We start from the raw sequence: 12,052 nt of genomic DNA on the forward strand, positions 1-12,052 counted from the left end.
CGATAACTGATGATTAATTGTGATTTATATCACATCACAGTAATGCAAATTAGTAAGTAGTTTTCATTAACTGTGATGAATGTCGAAGTGTAGCGGCGAGTGGATGTTACAATAGTAACAGACTCGCAAGGTGAACAAACTATTGATCCGGCCTGACGCCGGCGGAGTATGAAATGACTGATTTAAAAGCAAGCAGCCTGCGCGCGTTAAAACTGATGGATCTGACCACTCTGAATGACGACGACACCAATGAGAAAGTCATTGCCCTGTGTCATCAGGCGAAAACCCCGGTGGGTAATACTGCGGCGGTGTGCATCTACCCGCGCTTCATCCCGATTGCCCGTAAAACGCTGAATGAGCAAGGGACGCCGGATATTCGCATCGCTACGGTCACCAACTTCCCGCACGGTAATGACGATATCGACATTGCGCTGGCGGAAACCCGCGCAGCGATCGCTTACGGTGCAGATGAAGTGGACGTGGTCTTCCCGTACCGCGCGCTGATCGCCGGCAACGAGCAGGTTGGTTTCGACCTGGTGAAAGCCTGTAAAGAGGCTTGTGCGGCGGCCAACGTGCTGCTGAAAGTGATCATCGAAACCGGTGAGCTGAAAGAAGAAGCGCTGATCCGCAAAGCGTCTGAAATCTCTATCAAGGCAGGCGCTGACTTTATCAAAACTTCGACCGGTAAAGTGCCGGTGAATGCGACGCCGGAAAGTGCGCGCATCATGATGGAAGTGATCCGCGATATGGGCGTTGAGAAAACCGTTGGCTTCAAGCCTGCCGGCGGCGTACGCAGCGCGGAAGATGCGCAGCAGTTCCTGGCGATTGCAGATGAACTGTTCGGTGCCGACTGGGCCGATGCCCGTCACTATCGTTTTGGCGCATCCAGCCTGCTGGCTAGCTTGTTGAAAGCGCTGGGCCACGGCGACGGCAAGAGCGCCAGCAGCTACTAATCCCTTGATTTGCCGGATGGCGCTGCGCTTATCCGGCCTACGAATGGATGCCTGTAGGCCGGATAAGGCGCTCGCGCCGTCATCCGGCAATTTATTCTCTTTGGGAGGTTACCGTGTTTCTCGCACAAGAAATTATTCGTAAAAAACGTGATGGTCATGCATTAAGCGATGAAGAGATCCGCTTTTTCATCAACGGCATCCGCGACAATACTATCTCAGAAGGACAGATCGCCGCGCTGGCGATGACCATTTTCTTCCACGATATGTCCATGCCGGAGCGTGTTTCCCTGACCATGGCGATGCGGGATTCCGGCACCGTTCTCAACTGGAAAAGTCTTAACCTCAACGGCCCGATCGTCGATAAACACTCCACCGGCGGCGTGGGTGACGTGACCTCGCTGATGCTGGGGCCAATGGTGGCCGCCTGCGGCGGTTATGTACCGATGATCTCCGGGCGTGGCCTCGGCCATACCGGCGGTACGCTGGATAAACTGGAAGCGATCCCGGGCTTCGATATCTTCCCGGACGACAACCGCTTCCGCGAGATTATTAAAGATGTCGGCGTGGCGATTATCGGGCAGACCAGCTCGCTTGCTCCGGCCGACAAACGTTTCTATGCCACCCGCGATATTACCGCGACGGTGGACTCCATCCCGTTGATTACCGCCTCGATTCTGGCCAAGAAACTGGCGGAAGGGCTGGACGCGCTGGTGATGGACGTCAAAGTCGGCAGTGGTGCCTTTATGCCGACTTATGAACTCTCTGCCGCGCTGGCCGAAGCGATCGTGGGTGTTGCCAACGGCGCCGGCGTGCGTACCACAGCGCTGCTGACCGATATGAATCAGGTGCTGGCATCCAGCGCCGGCAACGCCGTTGAAGTTCGCGAAGCGGTGCAGTTCCTGACCGGCGAATATCGCAACCCACGCCTGTTCGACGTGACGATGGCGCTGTGTGTGGAAATGCTGATCTCCGGCAAGCTGGCGGCGGATGACGCCGAGGCGCGCGCGAAGCTGCAGGCGGTGCTGGATAACGGTAAAGCGGCGGAAGTCTTTGGCCGCATGGTCGCGGCGCAGAAAGGGCCGACCGACTTTGTCGAGAATTATGATCATTATCTGCCGACGGCGATGCTGAGCAAAGCGGTCTATGCTGATACCGAAGGTTTTATCAGCGCGATGGATACTCGCGCGCTGGGAATGGCAGTGGTTTCTATGGGCGGCGGCCGCCGCCAGGCATCAGACACCATTGACTATAGCGTTGGCTTTACCGATATGGCGCGTCTGGGTGATCGCGTCGACGGACAGCGTCCGCTGGCGGTGATCCATGCCAAAGACGAGAACAGCTGGCAGGAGGCCGCGAAAGCGGTCAAAGCGGCCATTAAACTGGACGATAAAGCCCCGGAAATTACACCGACAGTCTATCGCCGCATCACTGAATAGCGATATACTGATCTGATCGCTTTTTTGCAGCGCAAGATGTATGGAGAACAAGATGAAACGTGCATTTATCATGGTGCTGGACTCCTTTGGGATTGGTGCAACGGAAGACGCTGACCGCTTTGGCGACGTCGGCGCCGATACGATGGGCCACATTGCGGAAGCCTGCGCCAAAGGCGAGGCTGACAATGGCCGCAAAGGCCCGCTGAATTTACCGAACCTGACCCGTCTGGGTCTGGTGAAAGCGCATGAAGGTTCTACCGGTAAAATTGCCGCCGGAATGGATGGCAATGCCGAAGTGATTGGTGCCTATGCCTGGGCGCATGAACTCTCTTCTGGTAAAGATACGCCGTCCGGTCACTGGGAAATCGCCGGTGTGCCGGTGCTGTTTGACTGGGGCTACTTTAGCGACCATGAAAACAGCTTCCCGCAGGAGCTGCTGGATAAGCTGGTGAAGCGTGCGAACCTGCCGGGCTACCTCGGCAACTGCCACTCTTCCGGGACGGTGATCCTCGATCAACTGGGCGAAGAGCACATGAAAACCGGGAAACCGATTTTCTATACCTCTGCTGACTCGGTGTTCCAGATCGCCTGTCACGAAGAGACCTTTGGCCTCGACAAGCTGTATGAGCTGTGCGAAATCGCGCGTGAAGAGCTGACCGAAGGCGGCTACAACATTGGCCGCGTCATCGCCCGTCCGTTTATCGGCGATAAAGCCGGTAACTTCCAGCGTACCGGCAACCGTCACGATCTGGCGGTCGAACCGCCGGCGCCGACCGTACTGCAGAAGCTGGTTGACGAGAAAAACGGCCACGTGGTGTCCGTCGGTAAAATCGCCGACATCTACGCCAACTGCGGCATCACTAAGAAAGTGAAAGCCACCGGGCTGGACGCGCTGTTCGACGCGACCATCAAAGAGATGAAGGAAGCGGGCGACGAGACCATCGTCTTCACTAACTTCGTCGACTTTGACTCCTCCTGGGGCCACCGTCGCGATGTCGCCGGCTACGCAGCGGGTCTGGAGCTGTTCGACCGCCGTCTGCCGGAGCTGATGGAGCTGGTAGGGGAAGACGACATTCTGATCCTCACCGCCGACCACGGCTGTGACCCGACCTGGACCGGTACCGACCATACCCGCGAGCATATTCCGGTGCTGGTATATGGCCCGAAAGTGAAACCGGGTTCGCTCGGTCACCGTGAAACCTTCGCGGACATCGGCCAGACTATTGCGAAATACTTTGGTACGTCTGACATGGAATATGGCAAAGCCATGTTCTGAGGTCATTGCCCGGTGGCGCACAGCGATCCGGGCCTACGATTTGTAGGCCGGGTAAGGCGTAGCCGCCACCCGGCAAAAACAACAATGTAAAAGGAACTGAAGATGGCAACTCCTCACATTAACGCAGAAATGGGCGATTTCGCTGACGTAGTTTTGATGCCGGGCGACCCGCTGCGCGCGAAGCACATTGCAGAAACCTTCCTTGAAGACGTGCGTGAAGTGAACAACGTACGCGGCATGCTGGGCTTCACCGGCACCTATAAAGGCCGCAAAATCTCCGTGATGGGCCACGGGATGGGTATCCCGTCCTGCTCAATCTACACCAAAGAGCTGATCACCGATTTCGGCGTGAAGAAAATCATCCGCGTGGGCTCCTGCGGCGCGGTGCGTGAAGATGTCAAACTGCGTGACGTGGTGATCGGCATGGGCGCGTGCACCGACTCTAAAGTGAACCGTCTGCGTTTCAAAGACCACGACTTCGCGGCGATTGCCGATTTCGGCATGGTGCGTAACGCGGTAGACGCGGCGAAAGCGCTGGGCGTTGACGCGCGCGTTGGCAACATCTTCTCCGCTGATCTGTTCTATACGCCGGACCCGTCCATGTTTGACGTGATGGAAAAATACGGCATCCTGGGCGTGGAAATGGAAGCGGCCGGGATCTATGGCGTCGCGGCGGAGTTCGGCGCGAAAGCGCTGACCATCTGTACCGTTTCCGACCACATCCGTACTCACGAGCAGACCACTGCCGCTGAGCGTCAGACGACCTTCAACGATATGATCAAAATCGCGCTGGAATCGGTACTGCTGGGCGATAAAGAATAAGACCTGTTGTGCCGGGTGGCGGCTTCGCCTGATCCGGCCTACGGTTTTCCAGGCCCGCTAAGCGCAGCGGGCTTTTTTATTAGCGCACCGCACCGGCCATCCACGTCGACAGTTCTTTCAGTTCCGCTTCCTGCTCCGGGAAATCCCCGACCAGCGCCTCACACTGCTGCTGCAAGACTTCCGCCCGATACTGACAGCCAACTAAGCGTGCCGCCAGGGCCTCCAGCGGCGCCGGGTTCAGGCTATCGGTAAAGGCTTGCGCGCGGGTGATATGGCCTTTCTCGACATCAAAATGCAGCTCAACGCCGCCCCAGCGAAAGCGCTCGTCTAACAGATGAGAGAAGGCCGGCGCCTGACCGAAGTTCCACTCCCAGCTGCTCTGGCGGGCGAAGGTCTCGGCAAAATTCGGCAGGTCCGGCGTGTTGTCCGGGGAGATCACCTCGGCGTCCACCCTTTCGCCGTAATGGCTGAAGAACGCCTCCTGAATCGCCTCGCAAACTTGCTGATGGGTAATGCCCGGCAGCAGATCAACCAGGTTCGCCACGCGACCGCGCACCGAGGTAATGCCTTTAGCCTGTAGCTTTTTCTGGTCCGGGTTAAGGTAGTTAGCGAGGCGGCTTAAATCGGCATTCAGCAGCAGGGTACCGTGATGAAAACCGCGGTCCATGGTTTCGCGATAGGCGGAGCCCGAGACTTTGCGGTCGCCGTTGTCAGTTTTGACCACCAGATCGTTGCGCCCGGAGGCTTCGGCGGTTACGCCGAGTGAATTGAGCGCCGCCAGCACGATAGCGGTGGAGACGGTTTTGTCGTACTCCGGTTTGCCTGCCATAAAGGTAAAGCAGGTATTGCCGAGGTCATGGAACACCGCGCCGCCGCCGCTGCTGCGACGGGCCAGCCGTACGTGGTCCTCTTCCATGCGTCGGGTATTACACTCCTTCCACGGGTTCTGCGCGCGGCCGATGACCACGGTATCAGCATTGCGCCACAGGAACAGCACCCGCTGGGTGGCGGGCATCTGGCGGAAAATACACTCCTCGACCGCCAGGTTGAACCACGGGTCGTAAGAGTCAGAGAGCAGGAGGCGCAATGTGGACATTATAGATTTCCTTTCTTTTCATCGTCTTCATCCTCAACCGGCTTGTTGGCGGTGAGCAGGAAGGGCGATTGCTGCCAGCGGGTGCGTTTGCCCTGCAGCAGCGTGCGGGTCAGCACCACGCCGATAGCCAATGACAGCAACAGCATCAGGCGTAATATATTGGTGGTATTATCCACCTGCTTCGCCTCGGTCGCCAGGGTATGGGTATCGAGGGTCAGACGCAGGTAGCCCAGCGGACCGTTTTTTCCCGGAACCGGCTCGACAATCTGCTGGTTGAAGTAGCCGCCGGCTTTTTTGCCATCCAGCGCCAGCCGGTCGCGAACCTCGACGCTTTCGCCAGAGCGTGCCACCAGGTCGCCCTGTTCGTCATACACGCCGGCGTCCAGTACGCGGCTGTTATGGGTCAGCTGCGTCAACAGTTGATTAATGCGCTTCTCGTCCGGTGTTTCGCTGCGCATCAGCGGTACGAGATTCAGTACCACCTGCTGCGCCAGCGTGCGGGCCAGCTCTTCCAGCTGCGGATTGCGTTGTTTCTGACTGTTCTGACTGAACCACGAAGCGCCCTGCATCAATGCGACGAGCAGGGCGAGACAGATAAGGACAATGACCGCACGATGCAGCCGGAATTTCAGTTTTGCGCGAACCATATTCCACCTTTGAAAATTTGCAGCTTAATGTTGCCAGAAGCGCTGGTTACAAGGTAGCCTCATGCGTTATTTTCCTCGCCTGAATGAAGAGATGTGGAGCCGTAATGCCTAACAGTTTGACCTGGTGCGACCTGCCTGAAGACGTTTCCCTGTGGCCTGGGTTGCCGCTTTCCCTGAGCGGCGATGAGGTCATGCCGCTGGATTATCACGCCGGGCGCAGCGGCTGGCTGCTGTACGGGCGTGGGCTGAATAAGCGCCGTCTGACGGACTGGCAGCGCGAGCTGGGCGCCGCGTTAGTGATCGTTGCCTCCTGGGTGGTCGAGGATTACCAGGTGATCCGCCTGGCCGGTTCGCTGACTCCCCGTGCGACGCGACTGGCGCATGAGGCGGGGCTGGACGTCGCGCCATTGGGTAAAATCCCCCATCTGCGCACCCCAGGGCTACTGGTGATGGACATGGACTCCACGGCGATCCAGATCGAATGCATTGATGAGATTGCGAAACTGGCCGGCACCGGCGAGCTGGTCTCGGAAGTGACCGAGCGGGCGATGCGCGGGGAGCTGGACTTCACCGCCAGCCTGCGCCAGCGCGTGGCGACGCTGAAAGATGCGGATGCCAGTATTTTGCTGCAGGTTCGCGACGCGCTGCCGCTGATGCCGGGCCTGGCACAGCTGGTGCTCAAGCTGGAAACGCTGGGCTGGAAAGTGGCGATCGCCTCCGGCGGCTTCACCTTCTTTGCGGAGTACCTGCGCGACAAGCTACATCTCGACGCGGTGTTCGCCAATGAACTGGAGATCCGCGACGGCAAGCTCACCGGCAACGTGCTCGGCGATATCGTCGATGCGAAATATAAAGCCAATACGTTGCGCAAGCTGGCGGAAAAGTATGAGATCCCAACGGCGCAAACTGTGGCTATCGGTGATGGCGCTAACGACCTGCCGATGATTAAGGCGGCAGGCCTCGGCATCGCCTATCACGCGAAGCCTAAAGTGAATGAACAGGCGGAAGTGACTATCCGCCACGCTGACCTGATGGGGGTATTCTGTATTCTCTCGGGCAGCATGAACCAAAAGTAAGAGGTAAACGTGGCGAAAGCTCCAAAACGCGCATTTGTCTGTAATGAATGTGGTGCGGATTATCCGCGCTGGCAGGGGCAGTGCAGCGCCTGCCATGCCTGGAATACCATCACCGAGATGCGCATCGCCGCGTCGCCGCAGGTGGCGAGAAACGAGCGTCTGTCAGGCTATGCCGGTAACGCCGGCGTGTCGAAGGTACAGAAGCTGTCGGACATCAGCCTGGAAGCGCTGCCGCGTTTCTCCACCGGCTTTAAAGAATTTGACCGCGTGCTGGGCGGCGGCGTAGTGCCGGGCAGCGCTATCCTGATTGGCGGTAACCCCGGCGCGGGGAAATCGACGCTGCTGCTGCAAACCCTCTGCAAACTGGCGGAGGGGATGAAAACCCTGTACGTCACCGGGGAGGAGTCCCTGCAGCAGGTGGCGATGCGCGCGCATCGTCTCGGGTTGCCAACGGCGAACCTGAACATGCTCTCGGAAACCAGCATTGAGCAGATCTGTCAGATTGCCGATGAAGAAAAGCCGCAGCTGATGGTGATCGACTCCATTCAGGTGATGCATATGGCTGACGTGCAGTCGTCGCCGGGCAGTGTCGCCCAGGTACGTGAAACCGCGGCCTATCTGACGCGCTTTGCCAAAACTCGCGGCGTGGCGATTGTGATGGTCGGCCACGTTACCAAAGACGGCTCGCTGGCCGGTCCGAAGGTGCTGGAGCACTGTATCGACTGCTCGGTGCTACTGGACGGCGATGCCGATTCTCGTTTCCGCACCCTGCGCAGCCATAAAAACCGTTTTGGCGCGGTCAATGAACTCGGCGTTTTCGCCATGACCGAGCAGGGCCTGCGCGAAGTCAGCAACCCGTCCGCCATCTTCCTCAGCCGGGGTGATGAAGTCACTTCCGGCAGCTCGGTGATGGTGGTCTGGGAAGGGACTCGCCCGCTGCTGGTGGAGATCCAGGCGCTGGTGGATCACTCGATGATGTCCAACCCGCGCCGCGTGGCGGTGGGGCTGGAACAGAACCGTCTGGCGATCCTGCTGGCGGTGCTGCACCGCCACGGCGGCCTACAGATGGCCGATCAGGACGTCTTCGTCAACGTGGTTGGCGGGGTCAAAGTCACTGAAACCAGCGCCGATCTGGCGCTGCTGCTGGCGATGGTTTCCAGCCTGCGCGACCGCCCGCTGCCGCAGGATCTGGTCGTCTTTGGCGAAGTCGGGCTAGCCGGCGAGATCCGCCCGGTGCCGAGCGGTCAGGAGCGTATCTCCGAAGCGGCGAAGCATGGTTTCCGCCGCGCCATCGTCCCGGCGGCCAATGTGCCGAAAAAAGTGCCGGAAGGCATGCAAATCTTTGGTGTGAAAAAGCTTTCAGACGCGCTAAGCGTTTTTGACGACTTATAATAAGTTAAAAGGAGATTAGCGATGTCGTCATTTGACTATTTGAAAAGCGCCATTAAGCAGAAAGGCTGTACGCTGCAGCAGGTGGCGGAAGCCAGCGGGATGACCAAAGGGTATCTCAGCCAGCTGTTGAACGCCAAAATCAAAAGCCCGAGCGCGCAGAAGCTTGAAGCACTGCATCGTTTTCTCGGGCTGGAGTTCCCCCGCCGACAGAAAAGCGTCGGTGTGGTGTTTGGTAAGTTTTACCCGCTGCATACCGGGCATATCTACCTGATACAGCGCGCCTGTAGTCAGGTCGATGAGCTGCATATCATCATGGGCTATGATGACACCCGCGACCGCGAGCTGTTTGAAGAGAGCGCCATGTCGCAACAGCCGACGGTGCCTGACCGCCTGCGCTGGCTGCTGCAGACCTTTAAATATCAGAAGAATATTCGCATCCACGCCTTCAATGAAGAGGGAATGGAGCCCTATCCGCACGGCTGGGACGTCTGGAGTCATGGGATCCGCGCTTTTATGAGCGAAAAAGGGATCGAGCCGAACCGGATCTATACCTCGGAAGAGGCCGATGCGCCGCAGTACCTTGAGCATCTGGGGATCGAGACGGTGCTTATCGATCCTAAGCGGACCTTTATGAATATTAGCGGCGGGCAGATCCGTGAGAACCCGTTCCGCTACTGGGAATATATTCCGACGGAAGTGAAACCGTTCTTTGTGCGGACGGTGGCGATCCTCGGCGGCGAGTCGAGCGGTAAATCGACGCTGGTCAATAAGCTCGCCAATATCTTCAATACCACCAGCGCCTGGGAGTATGGCCGGGATTATGTCTTTTCGCATCTCGGCGGCGATGAGATGGCGCTCCAGTATTCGGATTACGATAAAATTGCCCTCGGACATGCGCAGTATATTGATTTTGCAGTGAAATACGCCAACAAAGTGGCATTTATCGATACCGATTTCGTCAGCACTCAGGCCTTCTGCCTGAAGTACGAAGGGCGTGAGCACCCGTTCGTGCAGGCGCTGATTGATGAATACCGTTTCGACCTGGTGATCCTGCTGGAGAACAATACCCCGTGGGTGGCCGATGGACTGCGCAGTCTTGGGAGCTCAGTGGATCGCAAGGAGTTTCAGTCGCTGCTGGTGTCGCTGCTGAAAGAGAACGAGATCGAGTTTGTCCATGTTAAGGAGTCGGACTACGATGCGCGCTTCCTGCGCTGCGTCGAGCTGGTGAAGCAGCTGATGGGGGAGCAGGGGTAGGTCCTCTGCGGGCTGTTGCCCTCACCCCAGCCCTCTCCCGGTGGGAGAGGGAGCAAACCCTAAAAAAGGCAACTTGCGTTGCCTTTTTGTATTTACCTTACCCTCACCCCAACCCTCTCCCGGTGGGAGAGGGAGCAAACCCTAAAAAAGGCAACTTGCGTTGCCTTTTTGTATTTACCTTGCCCTCACCCCAGCCCTCTCCCGGTGGGAGAGGGAGCAAACATTAAAAAAGGCAACCGAAGTTGCCTTTTTGCGTTTTATTTCGCGATACGCTTGTACTTGATTCGCTTCGGCTCCAGCGCGTCGGCGCCGAGAGTGCGTTTCTTGTACTCTTCGTACTCGGTAAAGTTACCTTCGAAGAACTCAACTTTACCTTCATCCTGGTAATCCAGAATGTGGGTGGCGATACGGTCAAGGAACCAGCGGTCGTGCGAGATAACCATCGCGCAGCCCGGGAACTCCAGCAGGGCGTTTTCCAGCGCGCGCAGGGTTTCGATATCCAGGTCGTTGGTTGGTTCATCGAGCAGCAGGACGTTACCGCCCACCTGCAGCAGCTTCGCCAGGTGCAGACGACCGCGTTCACCGCCGGACAGTTCGCCAACGCGTTTACCCTGGTCGACGCCTTTGAAGTTAAAGCGGCCCACGTAGGCGCGGCTCGGCATCTCGGTGTTGCCGATCTTCATGATATCCAGGCCGCCGGACACTTCTTCCCACACGGTCTTGCTGTTGTCCATCGCGTCGCGGAACTGATCGACGGAGGCCAGCTTAACGGTTTCACCCAGGGTGATGGTGCCGGAATCTGGTTGTTCCTGGCCGGACATCATGCGGAACAGGGTAGATTTACCCGCGCCGTTCGGACCGATGATACCAACGATAGCGCCTTTCGGTACCGAGAAGCTCAGATCGTCGATCAGCAGACGGTCGCCGTAGGATTTACGCAGGTTGCTGACTTCCAGAACTTTATCGCCCAGACGCGCGCCTGGCGGAATGAACAGTTCGTTGGTTTCGTTACGTTTCTGGTATTCGACGTTGTTAAGCTCTTCAAAGCGTGCCAGACGGGCTTTGCCCTTGGACTGACGGCCTTTGGCGCCCTGGCGAACCCACTCGAGTTCTTTCTCGATAGATTTGCGACGCGCCGCTTCCTGAGACGCTTCCTGTGCCAGGCGCTGATCTTTCTGCTCCAGCCAGGAGGAGTAGTTACCTTCCCACGGAATACCTTCGCCGCGGTCAAGCTCGAGGATCCAGCCGGCGACGTTGTCGAGGAAGTAACGGTCGTGGGTAATCGCTACGACGGTACCTTCAAAGTCGTGCAGGAAGCGTTCCAGCCAGGCGACGGACTCGGCATCCAGGTGGTTAGTCGGTTCGTCGAGCAGCAGCATGTCTGGTTTTTCCAGCAGCAGGCGGCACAGCGCGACGCGGCGGCGTTCACCACCGGAAAGATTAGCAATTTTCGCATCCCAGTCCGGCAGACGCAGGGCATCGGCCGCGCGCTCAAGCTGCACGTTCAGGTTGTGACCGTCGTGCGCCTGGATAATCTCTTCGAACTTGCCTTGCTGAGCGGCAAGCTTATCGAAATCCGCATCCGGCTCGGCGTATTTGGCATAGACTTCGTCCAGACCCTTCAGCGCGTTAACCACTTCGGCGACCGCTTCTTCAACGGACTCACGCACAGTGTGCTCCGGGTTGAGCTGCGGCTCCTGCGGCAGGTAGCCGATTTTGAGGCCAGGCTGCGGACGCGCTTCACCTTCGATCTCGGTGTCGATACCGGCCATGATGCGCAGCAGGGTAGATTTACCGGCGCCGTTCAGACCAAGCACACCGATTTTCGCGCCAGGGAAGAAGCTGAGGGAGATATTTTTCAAAATATGACGTTTCGGCGGAACCACTTTGCCGACACGATGCATGGTATAAACGAATTGAGCCACGTTGGACTTCGCCTCTTTCTATTTTGATAGATAGTTCAAAGCCGAAGTGTAGCCTTTTTCGCGCGCTAATCCCAGCGAGGCGACAGGATTCACAGAAGCGTAAAAAAATGTCCAGGACATGGCGCGTTTAGCGTTGTCTGATTAGCATAAGTAAAGCTGCCTGCCGAACCGGCAG

Annotated in this window: 10 protein-coding genes; 7 read left to right on the top strand and 3 right to left on the bottom strand. The window is 57.7% G+C overall.

Annotated elements, in window-relative coordinates:
* The first annotated feature begins 173 nt into the window (after window positions 1-173).
* The 4 genes from deoC (at window position 174) to deoD (ending at window position 4,487) form a co-directional block, all read left to right on the top strand.
* Window positions 174-953, top strand: a complete 780-nt coding sequence (gene deoC / locus CWM58_RS22845) for a deoxyribose-phosphate aldolase (protein ID WP_077274749.1) — start codon at window positions 174-176, stop codon at window positions 951-953.
* 113 nt (window positions 954-1,066) lie between these two features.
* Window positions 1,067-2,389, top strand: a complete 1,323-nt coding sequence (gene deoA, locus CWM58_RS22850) for a thymidine phosphorylase (RefSeq protein WP_077274709.1) — start codon at window positions 1,067-1,069, stop codon at window positions 2,387-2,389.
* Window positions 2,390-2,441: 52 nt separating this feature from the next.
* The gene (gene deoB, locus CWM58_RS22855) at window positions 2,442-3,665 is read left to right on the top strand and encodes a phosphopentomutase (protein ID WP_012542922.1); all 1,224 of its coding nucleotides are present in this window, start codon (window positions 2,442-2,444) and stop codon (window positions 3,663-3,665) included.
* 102 nt (window positions 3,666-3,767) lie between these two features.
* Window positions 3,768-4,487: a purine-nucleoside phosphorylase gene (gene deoD, locus CWM58_RS22860; protein ID WP_002887789.1), complete on the top strand. Its 720-nt coding sequence runs from the start codon at window positions 3,768-3,770 to the stop codon at window positions 4,485-4,487.
* 79 nt (window positions 4,488-4,566) lie between these two features.
* Here deoD and lplA read toward each other — a convergent pair whose 3' ends face one another.
* Complete coding sequence (gene lplA / locus CWM58_RS22865; RefSeq protein ID WP_100681863.1) at window positions 4,567-5,583, bottom strand: lipoate--protein ligase LplA; 1,017 nt, start codon at window positions 5,581-5,583, stop codon at window positions 4,567-4,569.
* Window positions 5,583-6,230, bottom strand: a complete 648-nt coding sequence (locus tag CWM58_RS22870) for a YtjB family periplasmic protein (RefSeq protein ID WP_012542920.1) — start codon at window positions 6,228-6,230, stop codon at window positions 5,583-5,585. Before CWM58_RS22870 ends, lplA begins: the two co-directional genes overlap by 1 nt.
* 104 nt (window positions 6,231-6,334) lie before the next feature.
* On the opposite strand from CWM58_RS22870, the gene serB reads away from it, so the two are divergent.
* The 3 genes from serB to nadR are packed head-to-tail and all read left to right on the top strand — an operon-like array spanning window position 6,335 to window position 9,952.
* Window positions 6,335-7,306 (top strand): phosphoserine phosphatase, encoded by a 972-nt coding sequence (gene serB / locus CWM58_RS22880; protein ID WP_016160266.1) that lies wholly within the window; start codon window positions 6,335-6,337, stop codon window positions 7,304-7,306.
* 9 nt (window positions 7,307-7,315) lie between these two features.
* Window positions 7,316-8,698, top strand: coding sequence for a DNA repair protein RadA (gene radA, locus CWM58_RS22885; RefSeq protein WP_061155839.1), 1,383 nt, complete (start codon window positions 7,316-7,318; stop codon window positions 8,696-8,698).
* A 21-nt stretch (window positions 8,699-8,719) separates the two neighbouring features.
* Window positions 8,720-9,952: a multifunctional transcriptional regulator/nicotinamide-nucleotide adenylyltransferase/ribosylnicotinamide kinase NadR gene (gene nadR / locus CWM58_RS22890; protein WP_002887802.1), complete on the top strand. Its 1,233-nt coding sequence runs from the start codon at window positions 8,720-8,722 to the stop codon at window positions 9,950-9,952.
* Window positions 9,953-10,209: 257 nt separating this feature from the next.
* Here the strand turns inward: nadR and ettA are convergent, their stop codons facing one another.
* Window positions 10,210-11,877 (bottom strand): energy-dependent translational throttle protein EttA, encoded by a 1,668-nt coding sequence (ettA, locus tag CWM58_RS22895; RefSeq protein ID WP_061155838.1) that lies wholly within the window; start codon window positions 11,875-11,877, stop codon window positions 10,210-10,212.
* Window positions 11,878-12,052 lie beyond the last annotated feature (175 nt).

Source organism: Klebsiella sp. H-Nf2 (assembly GCF_002806645.1).
Taxonomy (GTDB): Bacteria; Pseudomonadota; Gammaproteobacteria; order Enterobacterales; family Enterobacteriaceae; genus Klebsiella; species Klebsiella variicola.

Coding starts and splice junctions, on each gene's coding strand:
- deoB (WP_012542922.1), top strand. CDS start 2,442: ATGAAACGTGCATTTATCATGGTGCTGGACTCCTTTGGGATTGGTGCA.
- deoC (WP_077274749.1), top strand. CDS start 174: ATGACTGATTTAAAAGCAAGCAGCCTGCGCGCGTTAAAACTGATGGAT.
- nadR (WP_002887802.1), top strand. CDS start 8,720: ATGTCGTCATTTGACTATTTGAAAAGCGCCATTAAGCAGAAAGGCTGT.
- deoD (WP_002887789.1), top strand. CDS start 3,768: ATGGCAACTCCTCACATTAACGCAGAAATGGGCGATTTCGCTGACGTA.
- CWM58_RS22870 (WP_012542920.1), bottom strand. CDS start 6,230: ATGGTTCGCGCAAAACTGAAATTCCGGCTGCATCGTGCGGTCATTGTC.
- serB (WP_016160266.1), top strand. CDS start 6,335: ATGCCTAACAGTTTGACCTGGTGCGACCTGCCTGAAGACGTTTCCCTG.
- lplA (WP_100681863.1), bottom strand. CDS start 5,583: ATGTCCACATTGCGCCTCCTGCTCTCTGACTCTTACGACCCGTGGTTC.